Raw genomic sequence first — 23,500 nt, forward strand, 5'->3', positions numbered from 1 at the left:
GTGTTCGAACTATTCGTCTTCTTCAGCCATAAAGGCTTCCAGCAAATCGTTGAGGAACAGTTTTCCTTTTTCAGAGATCTGCCAATGAGTGTCGGTTTCATTGAGATAACCGAGATCTTTGGCCCACTCTATCGTTGGCTGAATCGAATCAAACTCTAACCCAGTCGTATCAATGAAGTCTTGCTTTGGACACGCTTCCATTAGCCTGAAGCGGTTCATGAAGAACTCGAAAGGGCGGTCCTCATTAGGGACTTCAAGTTCATCCGACAGATAGGGCTTCACCAGATTCTGGTACGCTGCTAGGTAGCCTCTAGGGTGCTTAACCTTAGTGGTGCGAACAATACGTCCATCTGCAAAGCTCAGCTTGCCATGAGAGCCACAGCCAATACCTAGGTAGTCACCAAAGCGCCAATAGTTGAGATTATGCTGACACTGATATCCCGGCTTGCTGTAGCCTGAAATTTCGTACTGTACATAACCTGCGTCTGCGAGCTTCTTATGGCCTAAGTCGAAGATATCCCAAAGGTCATCATCGTCAGGTAGCTTTGGTGTTTTGTAATAGAACATGGTGTTAGGTTCTATTGTTAGCTGATACCAAGATAAGTGTGGAGGATTGAGCTCGATCGCTTTGTCCAAATCAGCCAAGGCCTGATCAATGCTTTGATCCGGTAAGCCGTGCATTAGATCTAGGTTGAAGCTGTTCAATCCGATTTTATGCGCTAGGTGAGCTGCGTTGACCGCTTCAGCTTGACCATGAATACGGCCAAGCCTTTCCAGTTTCTCTTGCTCAAAACTTTGTACGCCTACCGAGATTCGAGTGATACCTGCCTTTTGGTAACCTGCAAAACGTTCTGCCTCTATGGTGCCCGGATTGGCTTCCATGGTGATTTCTATTTCAGGTTTGAACGGGATGCGTTGTTCAATGCCTTGCAGCAATCGACCTATTCCTTCTGGAGAAAATAGACTCGGCGTGCCGCCACCAATAAAGATCGAATGCAATGGGCGAGGTGCGCCATTGAGTTGGTATTTTTCGATATCGGTATCGAGATCCTCAAGCAGAGCATCGATGTACTCTTTTTCAGGAATCTTGGCTTTTAGAGCGTGAGAGTTAAAATCACAATACGGACACTTTTGTACACACCATGGGATGTGGACATAGAGACTGAGTGCGGGTGGTATTAGCGCTGCATTGTGCATTACAGAGCTTGCTCCTTGAGAGTCTTAAATAATGACGCGAGGGCTTTACCACGATGTGACAGTTGCTTCTTACGTGACGATTCAAGTTCTGCTGAAGCGCAGTTATCTTCTGGTACAAAGAATACAGGATCGTAGCCAAAGCCATTATCACCGTGTTCTTCAGTCAGAATACGACCTTCCCATTTGCCGTGACATACCCATGGTGTTGGATCGTTTTCGTGACGCATTAGCACCAACACACAGTGGAAACGAGCGGTACGCTTTTCAGTAGCCACACCTTGCATGGCGTCTAATAGCTTTTCGATGTTTTGCTTATCGGTCGCCCCTTCACCTGAGTAACGCGCTGAGTAGATACCGGGTGCACCATTAAGGTAATCAACTTCTAAGCCAGAATCGTCAGCAATGGCTGGTAGCCCCGTCTCTTTCGCAGCGTGGCGAGCTTTGATGATGGCATTTTCAATGAAAGTTGTTCCCGTTTCAGCGACTTCTGAAACGTTAAACTCACTTTGCGCGACAACATCGAAACCAAACTCAGACAGAATATCTGCCATCTCGCGAACTTTGCCTTGGTTGCCTGTTGCTAAAACAATCTTACTCATGGGGATGTGGCTCTAATAAGTTAGTGAACAGAAAAGTGGTGATTGAAGCTACTCTTCTATATAGAATTTTTGTGTGAATCGCAGTGGGCCAGTGCCTTTCAAACCTGCGTTAACATCAATATTAAAAGTGATGTTTTCTTCGTGAGTGATAGGGAACTCTGCAAGGTAATAAATCGCATCGCCTTCCTTTATTTCACGGAAGTTAAGCGTGCGAGTGTTACCTACTAGGTTTCGTGCTGTTCCCGTAATTTTAGCCGTTGTTGCTGGCTTGCCTAGGGAAGCGTTGTCTAGCACGCTGATATTTAGAATCGCTGAGTATCCGTTTCGTTTTAGCTTATATTGCTTAGCAACCTGCGCTGTTAAAAACGTGGAATTGAAAGCCGAGTAATGAACCTCGACATCCTTGATACTTTTAAACTGTCCTGCCGAGCTTGGTAGGGCAATCAGAGCGGTGAGTAGTGCTGTTATCCATAGACGCATAATGACTCCAATAAATAGCAAAAAGCCATCATAGGATGGCTTTGACTTCAGTTGGGATCTGGCTTGGTGAGCATATTCGAACTTGCTTATGCCGACCGAGCTCTCCCTTTTCTATCTTAATTTGCCCTTTCGCTACCTTAAATTGTTTCGCAAGGTATTTCGCTAAATGAGCATTGGCTTTGCCATCAACCGGTGGTGCAGTAATGGCAATTTTCAGTTCCTCGCCGTGTAAGCCGACAATTTTGTCTCGGCTTGCCTTGGGTTGGATATAGAGCCTAAGGAGAATATCGTCTTCCTCGGCCCAAACCGCTTTTGGCATCGTCAAAGTACCTGAGGTTCGTACTTGAATTATAGCTGATACCAAATCGGGCCAATTAGGTCACCCATTAAGAAGTTCGCGAATTGCAGAACAATAAACAGTACCAGTACGCTTAAATCAAAACCGCCCATTGCTGGAAGAATACGACGAATTGGAGCCAGCATTGGTTCAGTCAGTTGATGGAACACGTATTCAATTGGGCTACGACCTTGGCTAACCCAGCTCAGGATTGCACGGATTAGCAGAACCCAGAAGATCAAACCACCAGCCGCTTTAAGCAGAGATAGCGCTCCAAAGATCAGGAAGCTGATGTCAAATACAGCCGCACCGCCAGAGATAATCAGGTTTAGAGCGACGAACTTAAGTACACATAGCACATAAGCGAAAACAACCGTCGCAAGATCAAGGCTGCCGATTGATGGAATTACTCGGCGTAGTGGTGCAACAACCGGTTGTGTCGCTTTTACGATAAATTGTGAGAATGGGTTGTAGAAATCTGCACGTGATGCTTGTAGCCAGATACGCAAGATCACAACCATGATGTAAAGATCAAAAACGGTCGAGATCAGAAAGCTCATCGAATTCATATTGTTTCCTTTTTCGGATTTACTTGCCGCTTAGATATAACCCGAGCGACAAAATGCTTTTTTACTGTAATTAGTATTAAAACAGTTTTTCCATCTCTTCAGCTCGAGCAACCGCCGCTTGCATGGCTTTTGCTACGATATCTGAAAGTTGATGGTCGTTAAACATGCGCAGTGCTTCTGCGGTTGTGCCGCCTTTTGAAGTCACTTGTTCACGCAGTGTAGATAATTCTGTATCTGGATTTGCAACCACCATCTCTGCCGCACCTAATGCCGACTGCTGCACTAATTTACGAGCGGTTTCTTGGTCAAAACCTTGGTTAATTGCTTCAGCTTGCATCGCTTCCATAAACAGGAAGAAGTAAGCCGGAGCACTGCCCGCCGCTGCAATGATATTATTGATACCAGACTCTTGTTCAACCCAGCTCACTTCACCTACGGCTTGCATCAGCTGAGATGCAAAATCTTTATCATCTTGGCTAACAGTCGAATCGGCATAAAGGCCGCTCATCCCTTTACCAAGCAGTGATGGTGTATTTGGCATCACACGAACAAGGTTCAGTTGGCAGTTTAACATCTCATTGAGTCGATTCGCATTAATACCCGCTGCAATCGAGATAACCAGTTTGTTGCTAAAGTCGATGCTTTGTAAGGGTTTACATACATCAGCCATCATTTGTGGCTTCACTGATAGCACAACAACGTCTGCTTGCTCTGCTGCGGCAATATTATCGCTGGTGGTATTGATGCCGTACTCTTGCTCTAGCGGCAGCCTTCTGGTGTCTGAAGGTGCTGTAGCAGTAATCTTTTGCGCTGGGTAACCACTTGCCACTAAGCCCGCTACAATAGAGCGAACCATGTTTCCCGCCCCAATAAAGGTGATGTTCTTATGTTCCATATATAAAATCCTGAGCGTGTCGCTGCGCGGTTCAAGCGAAGCGGTATCAATACTGTATTTTCGTTGCTACTTGCTACTTGGTGCTTGCTGTAGCTTTTCCTTGTTACGTGCTGTAGCTATTTTACGTAATCACGAGCACCAAAGATGGCCGTTCCAATACGAACCATGGTACTTCCAGCCTCAACTGCTGCATCCATATCGCCACTCATGCCCATAGACAGGGTATCGATGTTTGGATACTTCGCGGCCAGCTTATCTTTAAGCTCTGCCAGTTGAGAAAATGCATTAAGCTGTGATTGATAGTCAGAGACGTTTGCAGGAATCGACATCAATCCTCTTAAGGTGAGGTTAGGGAGCGACGAAATCAACTCCGCAAGTGCAAAAACTGTCTCTTCAGAAGTACCAGACTTTGACTCTTCCCCACTGGTGTTCACTTGAATGAGCACTTGTAGAGGTGGAAGCTCGTTTGGTCGCTGATCATGAAGCCTTTGTGCGATCTTATCGCGATCAACGGAATGCACCCATTGGAAGCTTTCCGCAATAGGGCGAGTTTTATTAGATTGGATTGGGCCAATAAAATGCCATTCTAAATTTAGGTTAGAATGTTGTTCTGAAAAGTGTTTTACTTTATCGACACCTTCTTGAACATAGTTTTCACCAAAGGTAACTTGGCCTCCGAGTGCGGCTTCTAGAATCGCATCAATAGGTTTAGTTTTACTGACGGCTAAAAGTTGCACTGAGTCTGGAGCTCGTCCGCACTTTTGCTCAGCACTACGAATCTGTGAGGTGATTTGTTCGATATTTTGTTGAATACTACTCATAGCTGACTTTACTTAAGGGAAAATAAATGGATATCACTGAGTTACTAGATTTTAGTGTAAAGCATAACGCGTCAGATCTACATCTTTCTGCGGGTGTATCTCCAATGGTACGTATAGATGGTGAAGTAAGGAAGCTTGGAATACCAGCTTTGAGTCATGCTGATGTGCATCGTTTAGTTTTTGAGATCATGGACGACTCACAGCGCGGTGAGTTTGAGGAAAAATTGGAAGTCGACTTCTCTTTTGAATTACCCAATGTTGGTCGCTTCCGTGTTAATGCTTTCAACCAAGCTCGTGGGTGCGCTGCTGTCTTTCGAACCATTCCTGTAGAAATTCCCACGTTAGAGCAGTTAGGCGCACCTGATATTTTTGAAAAAATTGCCAATTATGAAAAAGGCTTAGTGCTGGTGACGGGCCCTACGGGTTCTGGTAAATCGACAACGTTGGCGGCGATGGTGGATTACGTAAACCGTAACCACAACAAACACATTCTGACGATTGAAGACCCGATTGAATTCGTTCACACCAACAATAAATGTCTGGTTAACCAGCGTGAAGTTCATCGTGATACTCACAGCTTTAAAGCGGCGCTGCGCAGTGCGTTACGTGAAGACCCAGACGTGATTCTTGTTGGTGAGCTTCGTGACCAAGAGACGATCAGCTTAGCGTTAACGGCCGCAGAAACGGGTCACCTAGTTTTTGGTACTTTGCATACCAGCTCTGCCGCAAAAACCGTAGACCGTATTATCGATGTATTCCCGGGTAGCGACAAAGACATGGTTCGTTCAATGTTGTCTGAATCACTACGTTCGGTAATTGCCCAGAAGTTACTAAAGCGTGTCGGTGGTGGTCGTGTCGCTTGTCATGAAATCATGATGGCGACGCCAGCGATCAGAAACTTGATCCGTGAAGACAAGGTTGCGCAGATGTACTCGATCATTCAAACAGGTGCCGCTCATGGCATGCAAACCATGGAGCAAAACGCGAAACAGCTGATGGCGCAAGGTTTGGTTGACTCAGAAGAGGTCGAGAAAAAGATCGAAATTGAAACCTCATTGTTTTAATCAAGGTGGACATTATGGAATTGAATCAAATCCTTGAAGGGATGCTCTCTCAAAAGGCGTCGGATCTTTACATCACAGTCGATGCGCCAATCCTATTTCGTGTGGATGGTGAACTACGACCTCAGGGAGAGAAGTTGAATGCTGATCAAGTATCTCAGTTACTTGATGCAATGATGGATCAAGATCGACGCGATGAATACAAGCAAACGCGTGAGGCTAATTTTGCCATCGTGCGTGATTTTGGTCGTTTTCGTGTCAGTGCATTCTTTCAGCGAGAGCTACCTGGAGCGGTAATTCGTCGCATCGAGACTAACATCCCAACCTTTGAGCAATTAAAGCTTCCTGACGTACTACAAGACCTTTCTATCGCTAAGCGCGGACTTGTGCTGGTGGTTGGGGCTACGGGGTCGGGTAAATCAACCTCGATGGCCGCAATGACAGGCTATCGCAATACCAATCGTTCAGGTCATATCTTGACGGTTGAAGACCCGATTGAATTCGTACACGAACATAAAAAGTGCATCGTGACTCAACGAGAGGTTGGACTCGACACCGAAAGCTATGAAGTCGCGCTTAAAAACTCGTTACGCCAAGCCCCTGATATGATTTTGATTGGCGAAATCCGTAGTCGTGAAACCATGGAATACGCGATGACCTTTGCTGAAACGGGTCACTTGTGTATGGCAACCCTGCATGCCAATAACGCTAACCAAGCGCTAGAGCGTATTCTTCACTTGGTGCCGAAAGAGCAGAAAGAGCAGTTCTTGTTTGATCTGTCGATGAATCTGCGTGGTGTGGTTGCTCAGCAGTTAATACGCGATAAAAATGGCAATGGTCGTCATGGTGTCTTCGAAATTCTGCTAAATAGCCCTCGTATATCTGACTTGATTCGTCGTGGTGAGTTGCATGAGTTAAAAGCGACCATGGCCAAATCGAAAGAGATTGGTATGCAGACTTTTGACCAAGCTTTGTATGATTTAGTAGTTGCGGACAAGATTAGCGAGGATGATGCATTCCATAGTGCAGATTCTGCCAATGACTTGCGTTTAATGCTCAAGACCAAACGTGGCGATGATGACTACGGAACTGGTGCGTTGGCTGGCGTTAAGATTGATATGGGCTAAGTCACGGCTTTGTTGATAAACACAAAACCCGCTTCTGTGGCGGGTTTTATTCGTTTATAGCTTAATGCATGTTAGATGATTGCATGTTGGAGCGATGGTTATCATATGAGTAACCGCGCTCCTTTTCTAATTTGATTTTTGACGGGTACTGTTGACCGTCGTAACCCGCGGAACCGCTTCCCATTGAGCTGCATGCCGTTATAGATAACGCTATGAATATTGCTAGAAAAATTTTCATATGAACTCCCAAGTTCTTTTCCTTTATCGCTCCTTCATTACGCAGTTAAAATGGCAAGGGATCATAAGCTTGCTCGAGTTTGCTAAATAAATAACTTAGCCATATTGTGCTTCAAACCAGCTTTCTAGAATAACGACAGCTGATTGATTATCAACGTTGCCTTTGCTTAGTGCTTTATAACCACCCATGTCAAAAAGATCGGCTCTCGCTTCTGCGGTCGATAGCCTCTCATCATGCAGTTCAACGTCAACACCAAAGCGTCCTTTCAGGCGGTTAGCGAACTTCTTTGCTCTGGGTGTAATGGTTGCTAGATCTTTACCATGAAGGTCGGTAGGCAGGCCAACCACGATAAGATTCGGCTGCCACTCTTTGATTTGTTTTTCTATGTCATCCCAGTTGGGGATACCATCTTTGGCTTTAAAGGCTTTTAAAGGGCTTGCTGTACCTGTGATTTCTTGTCCTATCGCACTGCCGATACTTTTCGTACCGTAGTCAAATGCCATAATTGTTCGTGACATGGGGCTTCCAAATTAATCTGTGTTTGATAGTTTATATACTGAATTTGAGTTAGGCATGACCGGCGTCAGCGGAAAGCTGGGCAGCATTAATTCCTAACATCTGCACAGCGACTTTCCAGCGATCTGAAATGGGCGTATCGAAGATGACCTTTGGATCAGCTTCTACGGTTAACCATGAGTTCTCAGTCAGCTCGATTTCCAGTTGTCCTGGTTCCCATCCTGCATAACCAAGTGCGACCAGATAATGCATAGGTTCATCTTCTGTCCCTAACACCATCAGAATATCTTTCGAGGTTGTTACCGAGATTTGATCCGTCATGTTGATGCTGGATTGATAACTGCCTTTGGGTTTGTGCAAAATAAACCCACGATCTTCTGCGACTGGCCCACCATTAAGTACTGGCTTATCAAGGCTTGCTTGGTTGGGTTTAGGCTGTTCAGAATCAACCTCAACTTGCTTAAGCATACTGCCGACAGTGACATCGATAGGGGCGTTAATCATCAACCCCATCGCACCTTCGTCATTGTGCTCACAAAGATAGATCACCGAATTCTGAAAGTATGGATCTTTCATTCCGGGCATAGCGACCAGAAAGTGGTTCGTTAAATTCATAGAGCCTCCTGCCAGTGTGTTCCCAGTAAAGGAAAAAGAGCGGCGTAAAGCCGCTCATTGTTCTTTGCCTAGATATTTTTGTGTTTTCGAATAGCTAAGGCTTTCTTTAGTTTAGGCTATTTAGCGTTAACGCGACGCTCGATTGCATCCATTAATTTACCCGTTACCGAAATATCAAAAGCAGCTTCAATTTCACGGATACAAGTAGGGCTTGTCACGTTGATTTCAGTCAGCTTGTCGCCGATAACATCAAGCCCAACAAAGATTAAGCCTTTCTCTTTCAGTGCTGGAGCAACTGCTCTTGCGATAGCCCAGTCGGTTTCACTTAGAGGACGAGCTTCACCTGTACCACCAGCAGCAAGGTTACCTCGAGTTTCCCCTTTTGCAGGAATACGCGCTAGACAGTAAGGCATTGGCTCACCGTCAACCACAAGAATACGCTTATCACCATTGCTGATATCTGGAACAAAGGTTTGTGCCATTGCGTAGTTCTGACCGTGGTTAGTCAGCGTTTCGATAATTACTGATACGTTTGGATCGCCTTCTTTCACTCGGAAGATAGACGCGCCGCCCATGCCATCAAGTGGTTTTAGGATCACGTCACCGTGCTCTTCTCGGAACGCTTTAATCTTTTCAGCTTTACGAGTCACGATGGTGATTGGTGTCAGTTCAGGGAACCATGCCGTGAACAACTTCTCGTTACAGTCACGTAGGCTTTGTGGCTTGTTGACGATCAGTGCGCCGTTCTCTTCAGCACGCTCAAGAATGTAAGTCGCGTAGATGTACTCAGTATCAAACGGAGGATCTTTACGCATCAGAACCGCATCTAAATCAGATAGCGCGATAGTCTGTTCTGACTTGAACTCGTACCAGCCGTTTGGATCTTCTTTGAGTTCAACAACCTTAGTGTCAGCAATGGCTACGCCTTGATCTAAATGTAGATCATCCATTTCCATGTAATGGATTTCGTAACCACGACGCTGAGCTTCAAGCATCATGGCAAAGCTAGAGTCTTTTTTGATGTTAATGGATGAAATTGGATCCATTACGATGCCAAGTTTGATCATTTTCTTCTCCTAGCCTAGATCGCCAAAACGGACTTGTAAGGCAGTAATTGCGGTTAGAGCCGCTGTCTCGGTACGAAGTACACGTGGGCCGAGTAGCGTCTCTTCAAATTTGTATTGTTCAGTCATGCCGATTTCTTCAGCTGACAGTCCTCCTTCTGGACCGATCAATAGGCGCACCTTACTGATGGGTTCTGGAAGGGTATTAATTGAGTATTTTGCACGAGGATGCAGGTTTAGCTTTAACGCTTCACTCGGTTCGCTGCACCACTCTTCAAGTTGCATGATTGGGCGAATAACTGGAACCGTATTACGGCCAGATTGCTCACATGCTGCGATAGCAATTTTCTGCCACTGCGCGAGCTTTTTCTCGAAGCGTTTAGTATCAAGCTTAACGCCACAGCGCTCTGAAATCAGTGGGGTAATGGTGTTTACACCAAGCTCAACCGATTTCTGAATCGTAAACTCCATTTTATCACCACGTGAAATAACTTGGCCTAAATGCAAGTCTAATGGAGATTCACTGCTGCGCTCGATGCGCTCAGTAACATTAACCGTGACGTTCTTCTTGGATACTTCTGCAATTGTTGCAGGGAACTCAGCGCCACTGCCATCAAATAGAAGAACGTCTTGGTCTTCTTTCATTCGAAGGACGCGACCAACATGACCCGCGGCATCTTCGCCTAAAGCGAGTGAACCTAACTGATGAATGCGTTCTGGGTGATGGATACGAGGGATTCTCATGCTGGTAAACCTATAAATAGTGTCATTTGGGTATTTTGTCTCTGCCTAACATGGATGCTTTTAGTTGAAAAAACAAGGGTAGCGCAAGAGTTTCAGGGGCAATTCTGAAACTCTTGTTTGAGATGGAGGCAATTGGAGATGTTGGTTGCCTGAGTCGTGTTATTTACAAGCAGGGAAAACAAATGGGTTGTGATTACCTTGGATCGCATAGATTCGCTCATCACGAGTACATTCCCACTTATCGACAGGGAATTGCTTGTTCCAAGCCATCATCAGGTTAGTCTGCTGCTTAGATAGCTTGAAACCATACTCTTGGCTCATGTAGAGATAGGTTCGTGCGATAGAACCTTTTGCTCGGTCAGGCGGCATAACTTTACGCTGCTTGAAGTTGACCTGCATTTCACACTGACCGTAGCTCACGCCATCCATTCCATTCCACTGGCTGAAGTTGTAGTTCGAACGATCACCGTTCACCTCGCCAATGGCCGGAGTTAGGTTATGAAGATCGGCTTCCATCGATTTGAATATCTTGTCATTGCGAGTGCAGTTCTTGCGTCCGCCATCTTGCCAACACTGACGCTGGTGGCCGAATTGCCATGCTGGAACCACGTGTTCCCACTCTATTCGACTTGCTCGCTTTTGCTGTTTTCTGACTTGATAACCACAGCCATTAAGGTCGGGGATACCTTTCTTTTTGTTTTTCCAAGTAATATCACAACCACAATAAAATGAAGTCGGGTGATCGAGATAAATCTTCACGGCTTCTTTTTTTGCTTTGGAGAATGAACTTGGTGGAGCGGCGAAAACGCTTTGGGTTACCAGTAAGCCAAATACGATTGATAGGTAAAAGGACACCGGTAGGCCAAATACTTTTGAAGTGTTTTTTTGCATAGAAAAAGACTGATGAAAGTATGATAAACAACAGTCTATCACTCAAATGTTAGTTCTCTCTATTACATTTATTCGCGTTACCTTGTGAGCTTAAGACTTAGCTCAATTGAAGGCCGGTAAAAGCTAAGGTTTGCTGGCATTGTTGGCAACGATACGTTGATTGGTTGCGGATGACTTTGTTGTGTCGTCTTATCGATAGGGGATAAGTGGTGCAATCACAGCGATACTCAAAAGTTTTGCCCTGCACTGAGGTGATTTCCAAGCTGTGGGTCGTTCTGGCCGGTACATTGAATACCTTTTCCATCACGTATTTCCACTCATTGCCGTGAGGCCTAACTCGTCCGAAGACCTGATGTGTGATCAGATGCGCGAGTTCATGAGGCACGACTTCGTTAATAAAGGCGTCTTCATTTTCGCTGAATAGCACTTGGTTGAGTTTTATCTCGTTTAACTGGAGGTAGGCTTTTCCCGCTGCTTTTCCTCTTAACTTGTAAGTGACGGTTGGGCATGGAAATTCACGAGAAAAATGTTGATTAGCAATAGCTAGGCATTCGCCCAGTTTTTTATTTACTCGATGTTGTTGCGGGGTGTAAGACAAGCGTTGTTAACTCCAAAAAAAAAAGCCTCAGCGTTTAAGCTAAGGCCTCATCATAACATTGCTCATCGATCGTGAAACGATTTAAACGTGATGTTTCTTTTTGATGACTTCGTGGTAAGCATGCCATGTTCCGTAACCAAGTAATGGCATCGTTACAATCATACCCACACCGTAGGTCGCGAAGCCGACTAAGATACCAGTACCAATGATACCAGCCCAAACGACCATCGCAGGGATGTTTGATTTAACAGCGTTGAAGCTAGTAAAAATCGCACTCATTACATCTACACGTCTCTCCATCATTAGTGGAATTGAAAATGCTGAGATACTAAATATCAGGCTAGCGATAACAAAACCAATCACAGACCCTGTAATTAAGAAGGGAGCAAATTCGGTTAATGGTGCCCCTTGTACCGAAGGGTAAAGTGCGTGTAATAATGCAGCGATACGCATCCAGAATATCATCGCGACCATTAATACAATCGCAAACGCCCACTGGTGGGTTGAGTTGCGTGTGATGGCTTTCATCGAGTGCAGCAGGCTAGCGTTGTGTCCCTTTTCTCTTTCCCAGGCGGCGTCATACAACCCCAGCGCAAGAAAAGGCCCTATCAGCATGTACACAATCAAGCTTGGCATAACGACCAAATGTGTTCCTTGCCATTGGACAAGTTGAACAATGGCTATGGCCGCACCCATAAAGCACAAACCGTAAAATGCGCTGATTAATGGCATTCTCACTAAGTCGTGCAGAGCAAGCGACAACCAATGAAAGGGCGCGGAAATACTCACCTGATTACATGGTATTGTACGAGCGTATTCTGAGTCTTTGATTTCTTTTTGTTTATCGTCGAAGTCTTGTGTATTCAATGTACGAGGCATAGATCCTCCTTGATCGGTTTTCTACCTGCGCTGCAGTTAAATTAAATTGCAGCGAACGAAACTCGATGCCCGACTTGGCGACGTCTTTGATGTAAGCGCGCATCAGCTAAATAGTTCACGAAACAAAGTCTGATTTCGGTTTGTTCGTTAACATTATTTTAACTATTGACCGTGAAGCGGCAAATATCAACTTTTGACAGGCTGTTATTAGGGCGTGTTGACCTTTTGTGGTTAAATTTTGTTCGAGATAAAAGCGTTCAAGGCGTATTTTTCGTTCATGCCTAATAAAGCTCTCCTTTGAAAATTTTCGCAACCAAATCAGGGTTATACGGGAAGTACCAGTGTGCATAAGAAGCGATGGTGCTTTGTTTTATCCAAACAGGATCGGTTGGCCTACCATATTGAGATTCAGGTTGAGTTAGCACGGTTTCCTTACTGTCTGTTTTTGAATAATGGAAAGTATGACCACGCAGCATTTGACCATTAAAATTAGCTTCTAGGATCCCTAGCGCGGCTAGCTTCTTTTGCATAGTCGCTTTGGCATTTAACGCTCCAACCATGTTTTCTGTTTGGCTTTCAGTATCAGTCAGTGCTTTGTTGAGGTACAGCATGCCTCCACATTCGGCTAGGCAAGGTTTCCCTTGTTCAATATGTGTGATGATTTGCTGCTTTAGCGCATGATTGAGCGCCAACTTATCCATGTGTAACTCTGGGTAACCTCCTGGTAAATACAAAGCGTCACATTGTGGTAAATCATCATGCGCAAGCGGTGAGAAAAATGACAGTGTTGCCCCCAACTCGATCAATAAATCAAGGTTGGCTTGATACAAGAAAGCAAAGCTATTATCACGAGCTACTGCAATAGTATGACCGGTTAATGATTCATGTCTGGCTGGTAGTACTTGCTTTGGTTTTTCAAATGGTTGTGCTGTTGGTAATGGGATATCGCCATGTTTTAGTAGTAGCTTGGCTGCGTGATTCAGTCGCTCTTCTATGTCATCTAATTCTTGAGCTTGCACTAAGCCTAAATGACGCTCAGGCAGAGATAAGTCTATATCTTTTGGTAACCAGCCACAAAATGCGGTTTCAGGTTTTAGACTTTCTTTCAGCATTTCAGCGTGTCGCTCGGAACCTACGCGGTTAGCGACTACTCCAAATACATCCACGTCATCACGGAAAGTAGATAAGCCATTTACAATGGCTCCAAAGGTTTGTGCCATAGCACCTGCGTCTACTACCGCGAGCATCGGAAGGTTAAATTTAGCGGCAATATCAGCACTTGAGCATTTACCATCAAACATACCCATCACGCCTTCAATAAGAATGACGTCGGCTTCTTGAGCGGCTTGGTAAATAAGGTGCTGACACTCTGCTTCGCCACACATCCATAAATCCAATTGATAAGTTGGCGCGCCAGACGCAATAGAAAGAAACTGTGGGTCAATAAAATCAGGCCCAGTTTTGAATACTCGAACTTTCTTTCCTTGTTGAACCAAAGCTCTCGCCAATGCGGCAACAACGGTTGTTTTTCCGCTTCCTGAAGAGGGAGCGCCCACCACTAGGGCAGAACAGTAAGCTGTAGACATAATTATTCCTTGAGTTGTTCGAGTGCGCGAGTGAGCGCTTGCCATTGTGATTCATTGGCGGGTAACCCGAAACGAAGTGCATCGTTTTCATCACTATGACGAGTAAAAATTCCCAACCTGGCGAGTTGATGGTGCCATGATGCCGAATCCGAAATTTCAACTCGGTGAAAGAGTATCTGTGATGTTATTTTTACCGAGCCCGCCATTTGGCCAAAATGTTGTTGTAAGAGTTGGTTCATACGCACAGCCTCTTCATGTAGGCGTTGGCGGTTTTCTTTTTGCCAGTGAGAATTGAGCAAGGCATGTGTGGTGACATAGCGAGTTGGGCCACTGAGTGTCCAAGGGCCAAGGTGTTGTTTAAGAATATTTAAACGCAATGGCGAGGCAAAACAAAAGCCTGCGCGAATCCCTGCTAGTCCAAAAAATTTACCCACTGAGCGCAATACAATCAGGTTATCTGGAACTCCTGTTGGGAAACTCGGTAACACTGAAAGCTCAGGAGTACAGTCTACAAACGCTTCATCAATCACGAGCGTTGAATGATCTTGGATATGATCTAGCCAAGTCAGTACTTCACTTGGTGGCACATTCAGTGCGGTTGGATTATTGGGATTGATCACTACGACCACGTCTGCCGTATTGAGCTGTTCAATTGTCGGTTTATGTTGGTAAAAGTCGAATAAGACGGCTTGTATGTCTTGTTCTGCGTACTTTTGCCACGCATGTTGATGCTCTTTGTAGCCTGTGGTTGGTAGAAGCACTTGTGCGATTTTTGATTGCGTTTGGCTAATGGCGCTAGGCAAGGCTTGAATAGCCGCCTGACTGCCCGCAACAGGCAACAACAAATTACTTTGATAGTAGGTTTGCGCTGCTGTGATTAAGCCATCGTCGTCTTCCGGTAGTCGATTCCATACTGACGCTGGAATCTCTGGAATTGGATAATGATGAGGGCTAATCCCTGTCGATAGGTCGACCCATTGATCGACCGGCCTTTGGTAGCGCAATGAAAATTCGATCAGCTTGCCACCGTGATGCGGAAGTTCGTTTGAGGGGTGTTTAATCGTCATTAGCGTACTTAAAGTAAAGAGTTAAAATAAATAAAGAGCCGAAAGGGAAAGCGTCAGCATCACAGCTACCCATAGCACACTGGTTTTTCGCACTAAAGAAATCGAACGAGGAATATCGTCCAAGGTTGCAATAGTGCCTTCACCCATAGGGCGTTTCTTTACGAGCTTTCCGTGGTAATAAGTATCGCCACCTATGATGATTTTTAGTGCGCCAGCACCTGATGTCATCACGGGGCCGCCGTTTGGACTGGAGCAGTGTTTAGCTTGTTCTTTCCAACATTTCAGAGCCAACTTAGTGTTGCCTAATAGGCTGTAGCTAAGTGCGGTTAAGCGAGCAGGCGCCCAACCCATCACATCATCGACTTTGGCTGCCACATAGCCAAATTCTAGCCAACGTTCATTTTTGTAGCCCCACATCGCATCAAGTGTGTTCACTAATCGGAACAGTAATGCCCCCGGAGCACCAAGCAACGCGAACCAAAATAAGGTGCCAAATATCGCGTCATTGCCATTCTCTAATACCGACTCAATCGTCGATGACGTGATCTGGCGTTGATCCATGGTTTCAGTATTTCGACTTACGATCCAACCTACCTTTTCTCGTGCAAGACCTAGGTTACCTTGACTTAACGGCTGGTGGATCCATTGTGCGTGCTCAAGCAGGCTACGTTGACCTATCGCGATATACAAAACCACGATATTAAATAGCCAAAAACCAAATGTGCTAGTGCTACTCAAAAAGAGATCTTGAAGCCAAAAGCTAGTCAGTAGCAGTGGAATAGTGGCAATTAACCAAGCAATGAAGCCTGATATTTTAGATCTTCGATTTAATAAATTTTCGATCTTCTGAACCATGTTGCCAAAGCCGATCAATGGGTGAAACTTTTTTGGTTCACCCAAAATCTGATCAAGCATTAACGCTACGATCATCATTAAAGAGATAGACAAGGTTGAATGACTCATATTGAAATTAAAGAAGATCATAGTCTCTGCTAAATAATGATGCTGACAGAAATTGCCAGCATATATAATGAATGGTGCTAGCTAGCGCTTTGATCATCTTCGACCACGCGAGCTTTACGGCAAGCGTGTGAGAAGGTGGGATCGTAGAGTTTAGAGTCAATAAAGTCATTATCGCCCAACACTTTACTGACGATGATCATCGCTGTTGAGCGTATGTTCTCATCGTGCATGATTTGCGCAATAGTACCTAATGTACCACGGAAAATACGTTGCTCAGGATGGCTGGCTTTTTCTACCACAGCCACAGGCCAGTCTTGTGGGTAAACATCAGATAGCTCACGAACTACTTTACGAATCAATGTTGCGCTAAGAAATAAACACAGTGTTGCTTCGTGAGAGGCAAGGGCGCGTAGATTCTCTTTTTCAGGGACAGGCGTTCGACCTGATGCTCGGCTAAGAATAATGGTCTGGCATTTTTCAGGCAGAGTCAGTTCTTGGCCAAGAGCCGCAGCACTCGCTTGGAAAGAAGACACACCAGGAACCACTTTCCAATCGATACCAAGTTCGTTCAAGCGACGAGTTTGTTCGGCAAGCGACGAGTAAATCGAAAGATCGCCAGTTTGAACGCGTGCAACGTTTTGACCTTTTTTGTGTGCGGTTAGGTACACATTGGTTAGATCATCAAGATCCATGTCAGCGGAGTTATAGACCAGTGCATCAGGGTGAGCGCGATCGATGACGGCTTTTGGCACTAAACTGCCTGCGTAAACAATCACAGGGCACTCTTCGACTAAGCGTGCGCCTTTCACTGTGATTAAATCTGGGTCACCCGGCCCTGCGCCGATAAAAAATACCGTCATACTAGTTTGCCTCTTCCGTCACTGATTTTGTTTTAGGTTCAACTTTTAATGAATGGCCACGTTTTTGACCTTCTAGTACCTTGCCATCTTTCAGTTGATATTTATTGGTGTAGCCACGCGGTGTTACGATCCAATCACCAAATCGGTAGCTGTTGCTGTTACCTATCACGACCGCGGCGTTCATACCAAATTCCACTTTGGTAAATTCAGCCAGTGTTGTCAGTGTGACTTTTTGCTCATCACGATACGCAGCATTCACGATAGCAACGGGAGTATTTGGGTCACGATGTTCCAAAAGGATTTCACGCGCAGTTTCAATGTGCTGAGTTCGCTTTTTAGAGCGAGGGTTGTAGAAGGTAATCGCAAAATCAGCCATTGCCGCGGCTTCAATCCGCTTGGTAATCACTTCCCAAGGCGTTAATAAGTCAGACAGAGAAATGGTACAACTATCGTGGCCAAGAGGTGCACCAACTAAAGAAGCACAGGCGTTAGCCGCGGTGATGCCCGGGATAATATCCAGTTCCACCTGTGCGTTTAATTCTGCATTTTGCTCTAATAACTCAAGCACCAAAGGCGCCATCGCGTACATGCCAGAATCGCCAGAACATACTAGAACGACCTCTCGGCCCTTCGCTGCTTCTTCTACTGCCGCTTGAGCACGATCCCACTCGCGAGTCATGCCGCTTTGAATGACTTCTTGTGTGTCGATAAGCGTTCTAATGGATTCAACGTACGGCTTGTAGCCTGCAACGACATCTGCATTTTTAACGGCTTGTTGCGCTGCAGGTGTGACTAGGTCAATTGCGCCAGGCCCTAAGCCTACCAGTGTTAATTTTGCCATGATTATTTCTCTTCCTCTGGTGCGCCTAAACGAATTAAACCTTCTTTAATTTGCTTATCGATAATCTGTAGAAGCTCTGGCATATCGAGCATACAGAACTTGTCACCTTGAATTGGCTCTGCCACTTGAACGTCAGCGTCTTCCGCTAGCATCTCTTTAATTTCTTTAAGATCGTTGATGAAGTGATTTCCCGATACCAACAGCAGTGGTACAAGGTTTAATAGAGGCTTACCTTCGCCTGTATGTTGCTCTTTGATACGGCGAACCATTTCATCTTTCATCAATTTAAATGGCCATGCACCTTCTAGTGAACAAGTGAAATTACGTTGCGATAATTTGCCTAATAGATCATCACAGTAATGAATCGACTGGTGACCCGGGTTATCTAACATAGGCGCACCGTGGTGAACGAACACGTTGAAATGATCTTGTGGAGCAAAACGATCATGGAGGGCTGAAAGCAAGTTGGTCGTCAATTGACTGTGATGCATTATCGCTGGTGTTTGTTCGATGCGTGCAAATGAGAACTGCTTGAAGCCATCGACAATAGATGTCATGTAGCGATGTTCATCGGTAGGGAACAAGTACACTGAAACAATCAAAATACGCTCGTAACCTTGTGTGTCTAGATCGGCGAGTACTTGAGGTAGGCTGAAACATGGCGTGTCTTTACGAGCCAATTTCTTGATCACCATTTTGGAGCTGGTGGCAATGCGCACTGGTACATCTGGGTAACTTTGACGTACGCGTTCTGCGAGAGTTTCGTAACGTTGTTGCTCTACGACGCTACCAAAGCAGCTCAGTACGATGGCTGTGCCTTGGTTATAATGACGAAGTCGTTTCATAATTGTCGCTGTCCTTATCAAATCTATATCACAAGATAAACGGGTTATCTCATGTTGGTAATGAGGTTAAAGTGAGCTTTGAAATGTCATATTCATAGCTTGCTAAGTATTTGGCCTACCATGTTTCTAAAGCTCAGTTGCTCTTAAAGCTAAGTGGTTCCTAAAGCTCAGTAGTTCTTCAAACTAAGTGGTTCTTAAAGCTCAGTAGTTCTTCAAACTAAGTGGTTCTTAAAGCTCAGTAGTTCCTAAAGCTCAGTGGTACCGTCTGCATTTTCAATTGGCGCAATGAACTTAGGGTCAAGACAAGCCTTTAATGGCTTTCTTTCTACAAGGTTTGTGAAAAAATCTTTCCAGTCTTGCTCGGTAAATTCTTCGATACCTCGAACCCAAAGCCCGTTGTTCACAGGTGTTTCATGCTCAAGTAAACGTTCGTAAATCACCATGGCGGCTCGGTTACGACAGGTGCCCGCACAGTGTGTGCGGCTTATCTTGATGCGTTGTTCACCCTCTGCAAAATCGAGCGCTTTAAGCACTTGTCTTAAATCGTGCGCTAGGTTTTTGCTGCCTTCTTTGGCGCAGCGGCCACCTTCACATAGCAATACGTGATGACGGTGGTAAAGCATTGGGCGGTTTAAATCGACATGTTTAGGTTTGCACTGAAAACCATCTACCACTTCATTACCGTGCAGGTTGATTTTGACGCTTTCATCTAACCAGTTTTTCCATTTCTTCTTGGCGAGTGGTTCATCGTATTCGATACGAGTACAAGACAAAGTCATGTTGAAACCGTCTTGTTTGAATTTCCACTTAGGTACCAATAGTTGATCACGCTTGCCATGCTTTAACGCAGCAGCTTCAGAAACGGATGAGACACCGGTGACTTTTTTCACGTATTCGGATGGGTTTTCGATCCCTTCTACGCCGTCGAGTTGCTCGGCTGAATAAGTGTGGAAAGGGATTTGGCTTTCTGCTGAAAGTTCTAAAATACCTTTTTCATCTGCTTTTAAAGCGATGCTGGCTAAAGCAGAAACACTGGCTTTGGCTAGGTTATATTCAGCAACAAAAACATCGATACCTGCTTTCAATACATGCAATGGGGTATTGCGGTCGCAGCCGATTCCAAGCACGAGGGATTTTGGTCGCCAGAGTACGGTTTTGCTTTCAAAGTCGGCGTAACCTTTTGGTTGTGCTTCATCTGAAATAAGTACTACACCATCCCAATCGTCGGTACTGATCTGTGTAAGATCAGTATTGCTTAACGCCGGGTGGGTAATGATGTGTCTTGGCATGGAACGTTTGTTCTGCCACCAGTTTTGTTCACCGGCATGCTGAACCACTAGAATGCGTTTTTCGTTTACAACCGCCGCGCTGGTGGCGGTGATCGCCGGTTCGCATTGTGGATCAAGCGTCCAACCAAATGGCGATCCCAGCATATCAACCGACAAGCTGCCGGCTGCGTCTGAAGCTGTGGTGATCACAGGCGTTGCATTGAGTGCTTGTGATACTTGTAACGCGATCCCATTTGCACCACCGCGATGACCAGATAACATTGGGATCACGAACTGACCGTGATCATCAATGCAGATCACGCCCGGATCGGTGCGTTTATCTTCTAGTAAGGGGCCGATCATTCGGCTCACAATGCCCGCGGCAAAGAAGCAGATATGATGATCATATTGCTTAAATCTAGGCGGTAGAAAACCAGACAATGGCAATGTGAGTTCATCGGATCCTGGGTATTCTTCTTGTCCAACAGGCGCGATAAAGACATCGGCAAACGGAAAGGTTTTGGCTAAGCGTTTAGCCTGTCTTGCTCCGTGTAGCGTGATGGCATAAATAGCGATTTTCATTACGCTTTACCGCTACTAGTTTTATCGATGTCAGCTTTATCACTATCAGCTTTATCACCATCAAGAACGGCACACTTCTTTGATTCATTGGTACCACGGAGTACGCCACGACGAGCACGGACGGAAAGTTGAACCATAGAGAAGTAACGGTTTTCGTTTGGTACATCGCGCAGATCAGAGTAAAGCTCTTGTTTCTCTGTGGTGGCATGCGACACGTAGGTTGCACAATCCAACATATTCATCGACTCAAGTTGAGTGATCAGCTTAGGGATAACGCGACCTGCCTTGATTAACATGATGGTGTCAAAATCTTCGACTAGCTTTTCTAAACACTCGATACCCCATGTCGCAGGTACAACACAAAAACGCTCCTGACCGTCAGCAAGTGGAATTTTTGTCTGTGATGGAATAGCGGTAACTGAAGTGATACCTGGAATGATCACCGGATCAAGTTCAGGAAGTAGCTCTGTAAGTTCTTCTTGGATGTATGCCCATGTGCTGTAAACCGATGGATCACCTTCGGTTGCAAATGCCACGTCTTTACCTTGCTTTAATAGTTCAACAATTGTGACGGCGGCTTTACGCCATGCTGGTACATTAATGTTTGGGTCGCGCGTCATAGGGAAGTGCAAAAAAAGGTATTCGCCTTTCATTGTCTCAGGGCTAATAGAACCCACTGCAATTTGTTGAGCAAAAGAGTGATTACTGCCTGCGTCTTTTTCTGGAAACGCAACAACGTCAACGGTGCTGAGTAGTCGGTGAGCTTTCAGTGTCAATAATTCTGGGTCTCCAGTGCCGACACCTACTGCGTACATAGTTCCTAATTTCATCTGTGCTTTCTCTAATTATGTTTTTATTTAATATGTTGAGTGGCGCTTAATTAAAAAATTAAGCGCCTATTTCTGAATAAACGGCTTGGTAAAAATAAATAAATGAATCGGATTTTCTGATTGATAACGGGTGTAGTGAGCGAGTGGTACGCCCGTTGATATCGAGATTAGTTGGACTTGTGTTGGCGCTTTGCTGTCTTTACTCCATTGATGAAGTTCACACACTGAATCGACTGTGACGGCTGAACCTATCACTACGCCACCGGGTTTCAGTGCTGACCAACAGAAATCTAAAATGGTGTGCATATTGCCGCGACTTCCACCAATAAAAATACTGTCTGGCTGAGGCAATGTGTCGAGCTGCATTGGGGCTTTATCTCGAATCAGTTGTACGTTGTCGGTACCGTGCGCTCTAAAATTCGCTTCGATAGACTCGTAACACTCTTCATTTGATTCAATGGTAAATACTTGCCCTTGGCTACACTGTTTCGCAGCTTCAATCGCAATCGAACCAGAGCCTGTACCTATATCCCACACCACAGATTTAGGTTGAATTCTCATGCTCGCTAACGCTAAGTGACGAACGGGTTGTTTGGTGATAAGTCCACGTTTTGGCATGCGTTTCATGAAGTCATCGTCGTTTGCGTATTGACCTAACTCACCCCATGCGTGTGGTTGCGCTCGGTGCAATACCATCACGTTCAGGGCTGAGAAATCGTCGGCATTTTTTAGTGCGAGATCTTCGAGTGTCCACTGGCTGATTTTTTCTTGCATGCCACCTAAGTTCTCACACACCCAAGCCGTCCAACCTTGTTGATTAAAGTCGACTAAGTGTTTCGCAATTTGAGCTGGGTTATTTTGAATATCTGTCAGTAAGCAGTAGCTAGTGCCCCATTGCATTTGGCTTGCAAGACCTTTAATGCCATCGTAATGCTGCTTTCGACCGTGAAGTGAAATGGCTTTGGTTTCTTGCCATGCAATACCCACTCGACTACAAGCGAGTTGCATTGAACAAGGGGAGGGAATAAAGCGCACTTCATCATTAGGCAATTTTTTTAATAACGATTCACCAATGCCAAAGAACAATGGATCGCCAGAAGCCAATACCACGACGCCGCCTTCTTCACATTCATCAATGAGCTTAGAAAACCAAGATTGATAGCCTTCTTTCATTGATAAACGCTGACCTTTAAATTGAGGAAACCAATCGAGTAGACGGTCATTTCCGGCTATGACACGTGCAGACTCAACCGCATTAACTGCGCGGCTGGTTAAACTTAAGCAGCCATCTTCAGGTACACCAACAACCGTAATGGCTGATTGAGAGCATGACCCTAAAGAAGAGTGAGTACTTACATTGCTCATTTTACTGACTCGGCAAGTAGGGCGTGAATGGTTGACACCACAAGCGGGCTACCGCCTTTACGTCCTAAGCTGGCAATGTAAGGCACTGTGTTTTGTTCGGTTAATGCTTGCTTAGATTCATCCGCTTTTACGAAACCAACGGGGATGCCAATGATCAGTGCAGGTTTAGCTTCTCCTGCTTCAATCATACGCAGTAGCTCAAGGAGTGCTGTAGGCGCATTGCCCACGCCTATGATAGAGCCGTCGAGTAAGCCGTTATCACGAGCGTAGCGCATGGAGTGAATGGCACGCGTTTCACCAGTCTCTTTCGCGGTAGTAATGACGTCTGGGTGACTAATGAAACACTGGGCTTTATTGCCGTAAGCGTTAAGGCGAGTTTGGTTTAAGCCTGTCACTATCATGCTGACATCAGTAATGATATTGGCACCCGATTTTAATGCAGTGATTGCCGACTCGATCGCGTCCTCACTGAATTGGTACAGTTTTGCGTATTCAAAGTCACCCGTAGTATGAATGGCACGACGAACCACATTCCATTCGCCTTGATTGAAGTTGTGACCACCATGAATCGTTTCGATTTCGTCATCAATGATAGAGAAAGAATCACTTTCAATTTGACGGCCTTGTTTGGTCATTTGACGCATATCATTAGTCATAGTGTT

At 45.3% G+C, this 23,500-nt stretch carries 26 protein-coding genes; 2 read left to right on the plus strand and 24 right to left on the minus strand.

All coding sequences use genetic code 11. The features are described from left to right. Positions 1 to 9: 9 nt before the first annotated feature. From hemW to OCV44_RS02195, 7 genes are all read right to left on the minus strand, one after another. Positions 10 to 1,197, minus strand: a complete 1,188-nt coding sequence (gene hemW / locus OCV44_RS02165; RefSeq protein WP_139686010.1) for a radical SAM family heme chaperone HemW — start codon at positions 1,195 to 1,197, stop codon at positions 10 to 12. Further along, the gene (locus tag OCV44_RS02170) at positions 1,197 to 1,796 is read right to left on the minus strand and encodes an XTP/dITP diphosphatase (protein ID WP_139686009.1); all 600 of its coding nucleotides are present in this window, start codon (positions 1,794 to 1,796) and stop codon (positions 1,197 to 1,199) included. Before OCV44_RS02170 ends, hemW begins: the two co-directional genes overlap by 1 nt. Positions 1,797 to 1,844: 48 nt before the next feature. Further along, positions 1,845 to 2,276 (minus strand): DUF4426 domain-containing protein, encoded by a 432-nt coding sequence (locus OCV44_RS02175; RefSeq protein ID WP_004735472.1) that lies wholly within the window; start codon positions 2,274 to 2,276, stop codon positions 1,845 to 1,847. Between the two features lie 28 nt (positions 2,277 to 2,304). Next, positions 2,305 to 2,595 carry a DUF167 family protein YggU gene (yggU, locus tag OCV44_RS02180; RefSeq protein ID WP_009847703.1) on the minus strand — a complete coding sequence of 97 codons (291 nt, stop codon included), beginning with the start codon at positions 2,593 to 2,595 and terminating at the stop codon, positions 2,305 to 2,307. Between the two features lie 29 nt (positions 2,596 to 2,624). Beyond that, positions 2,625 to 3,182, minus strand: a complete 558-nt coding sequence (locus OCV44_RS02185) for a YggT family protein (protein ID WP_012604836.1) — start codon at positions 3,180 to 3,182, stop codon at positions 2,625 to 2,627. 76 nt (positions 3,183 to 3,258) lie between these two features. Beyond that, the gene (gene proC, locus OCV44_RS02190; protein WP_139686008.1) at positions 3,259 to 4,077 is read right to left on the minus strand and encodes a pyrroline-5-carboxylate reductase; all 819 of its coding nucleotides are present in this window, start codon (positions 4,075 to 4,077) and stop codon (positions 3,259 to 3,261) included. 116 nt (positions 4,078 to 4,193) lie between these two features. Beyond that, positions 4,194 to 4,898, minus strand: a complete 705-nt coding sequence (locus tag OCV44_RS02195; RefSeq protein ID WP_139686007.1) for a YggS family pyridoxal phosphate-dependent enzyme — start codon at positions 4,896 to 4,898, stop codon at positions 4,194 to 4,196. A 26-nt stretch (positions 4,899 to 4,924) separates the two neighbouring features. Between OCV44_RS02195 and OCV44_RS02200 the strand changes: the two genes are divergently transcribed. Together OCV44_RS02200 and OCV44_RS02205 are read left to right on the plus strand one after the other, a co-directional pair. Beyond that, positions 4,925 to 5,962: a type IV pilus twitching motility protein PilT gene (locus tag OCV44_RS02200; protein WP_139686006.1), complete on the plus strand. Its 1,038-nt coding sequence runs from the start codon at positions 4,925 to 4,927 to the stop codon at positions 5,960 to 5,962. Positions 5,963 to 5,976: 14 nt separating this feature from the next. Next, positions 5,977 to 7,086 (plus strand): PilT/PilU family type 4a pilus ATPase, encoded by a 1,110-nt coding sequence (locus tag OCV44_RS02205; RefSeq protein ID WP_041472921.1) that lies wholly within the window; start codon positions 5,977 to 5,979, stop codon positions 7,084 to 7,086. A 333-nt stretch (positions 7,087 to 7,419) separates the two neighbouring features. On the opposite strand, the gene ruvX is transcribed toward OCV44_RS02205, so the two are convergent. The 17 genes from ruvX to OCV44_RS02290 all read right to left on the minus strand — a co-directional run bounded on the left by ruvX (position 7,420) and on the right by OCV44_RS02290 (position 23,494). Further along, entirely contained in the window at positions 7,420 to 7,842 is a 423-nt protein-coding gene (ruvX, locus tag OCV44_RS02210; RefSeq protein WP_139686005.1) for a Holliday junction resolvase RuvX, read from the minus strand. A gap of 49 nt (positions 7,843 to 7,891) precedes the next feature. After that, complete coding sequence (locus OCV44_RS02215; protein ID WP_102340779.1) at positions 7,892 to 8,455, minus strand: YqgE/AlgH family protein; 564 nt, start codon at positions 8,453 to 8,455, stop codon at positions 7,892 to 7,894. Positions 8,456 to 8,571: 116 nt separating this feature from the next. Beyond that, positions 8,572 to 9,522: a glutathione synthase gene (gene gshB, locus OCV44_RS02220; RefSeq protein WP_017077777.1), complete on the minus strand. Its 951-nt coding sequence runs from the start codon at positions 9,520 to 9,522 to the stop codon at positions 8,572 to 8,574. Between the two features lie 9 nt (positions 9,523 to 9,531). Beyond that, positions 9,532 to 10,263, minus strand: coding sequence for a 16S rRNA (uracil(1498)-N(3))-methyltransferase (rsmE, locus tag OCV44_RS02225; protein WP_139686004.1), 732 nt, complete (start codon positions 10,261 to 10,263; stop codon positions 9,532 to 9,534). Between the two features lie 159 nt (positions 10,264 to 10,422). Then, positions 10,423 to 11,154 carry an endonuclease gene (locus OCV44_RS02230; RefSeq protein WP_139686003.1) on the minus strand — a complete coding sequence of 244 codons (732 nt, stop codon included), beginning with the start codon at positions 11,152 to 11,154 and terminating at the stop codon, positions 10,423 to 10,425. Between the two features lie 97 nt (positions 11,155 to 11,251). Further along, on the minus strand, positions 11,252 to 11,752 hold the full coding sequence (locus OCV44_RS02235) for a SprT family zinc-dependent metalloprotease (protein WP_012604825.1): 501 nt from the start codon (positions 11,750 to 11,752) through the stop codon (positions 11,252 to 11,254). A gap of 81 nt (positions 11,753 to 11,833) precedes the next feature. After that, complete coding sequence (locus OCV44_RS02240; RefSeq protein WP_009847692.1) at positions 11,834 to 12,631, minus strand: DUF2189 domain-containing protein; 798 nt, start codon at positions 12,629 to 12,631, stop codon at positions 11,834 to 11,836. A 281-nt stretch (positions 12,632 to 12,912) separates the two neighbouring features. Next, a complete protein-coding gene (locus OCV44_RS02245; RefSeq protein ID WP_139686002.1) occupies positions 12,913 to 14,217 on the minus strand; it encodes a cobyrinate a,c-diamide synthase in 1,305 nt (434 codons plus the stop codon). Between the two features lie 2 nt (positions 14,218 to 14,219). Beyond that, on the minus strand, positions 14,220 to 15,284 hold the full coding sequence (locus tag OCV44_RS02250; RefSeq protein WP_139686001.1) for a threonine-phosphate decarboxylase: 1,065 nt from the start codon (positions 15,282 to 15,284) through the stop codon (positions 14,220 to 14,222). 21 nt (positions 15,285 to 15,305) lie between these two features. Beyond that, positions 15,306 to 16,268: an adenosylcobinamide-phosphate synthase CbiB gene (gene cbiB / locus OCV44_RS02255; protein WP_139686000.1), complete on the minus strand. Its 963-nt coding sequence runs from the start codon at positions 16,266 to 16,268 to the stop codon at positions 15,306 to 15,308. Positions 16,269 to 16,324: 56 nt separating this feature from the next. Further along, positions 16,325 to 17,107 carry a precorrin-4 C(11)-methyltransferase gene (gene cobM, locus OCV44_RS02260; RefSeq protein ID WP_139685999.1) on the minus strand — a complete coding sequence of 261 codons (783 nt, stop codon included), beginning with the start codon at positions 17,105 to 17,107 and terminating at the stop codon, positions 16,325 to 16,327. A gap of 1 nt (position 17,108) precedes the next feature. Further along, entirely contained in the window at positions 17,109 to 17,948 is an 840-nt protein-coding gene (gene cobJ / locus OCV44_RS02265; protein WP_139685998.1) for a precorrin-3B C(17)-methyltransferase, read from the minus strand. 2 nt (positions 17,949 to 17,950) lie between these two features. After that, positions 17,951 to 18,793, minus strand: coding sequence for a sirohydrochlorin cobaltochelatase (locus OCV44_RS02270; RefSeq protein WP_139685997.1), 843 nt, complete (start codon positions 18,791 to 18,793; stop codon positions 17,951 to 17,953). A gap of 245 nt (positions 18,794 to 19,038) precedes the next feature. Continuing rightward, positions 19,039 to 20,643 carry a cobalamin biosynthesis protein gene (locus tag OCV44_RS02275; protein ID WP_139686171.1) on the minus strand — a complete coding sequence of 535 codons (1,605 nt, stop codon included), beginning with the start codon at positions 20,641 to 20,643 and terminating at the stop codon, positions 19,039 to 19,041. Then, entirely contained in the window at positions 20,643 to 21,473 is an 831-nt protein-coding gene (gene cobI, locus OCV44_RS02280) for a precorrin-2 C(20)-methyltransferase (protein WP_139686170.1), read from the minus strand. The genes OCV44_RS02275 and cobI overlap by 1 nt, the downstream gene beginning before the upstream one ends. Positions 21,474 to 21,539: 66 nt before the next feature. Then, a complete protein-coding gene (gene cbiE / locus OCV44_RS02285; protein WP_139686169.1) occupies positions 21,540 to 22,838 on the minus strand; it encodes a precorrin-6y C5,15-methyltransferase (decarboxylating) subunit CbiE in 1,299 nt (432 codons plus the stop codon). Next, the gene (locus OCV44_RS02290) at positions 22,835 to 23,494 is read right to left on the minus strand and encodes a precorrin-8X methylmutase (protein WP_086048717.1); all 660 of its coding nucleotides are present in this window, start codon (positions 23,492 to 23,494) and stop codon (positions 22,835 to 22,837) included. The genes cbiE and OCV44_RS02290 overlap by 4 nt, the downstream gene beginning before the upstream one ends. Positions 23,495 to 23,500: the final 6 nt, after the last annotated feature.

This window comes from Vibrio tasmaniensis (assembly GCF_024347635.1).
Lineage (GTDB): Bacteria > Pseudomonadota > Gammaproteobacteria > Enterobacterales > Vibrionaceae > Vibrio > Vibrio tasmaniensis.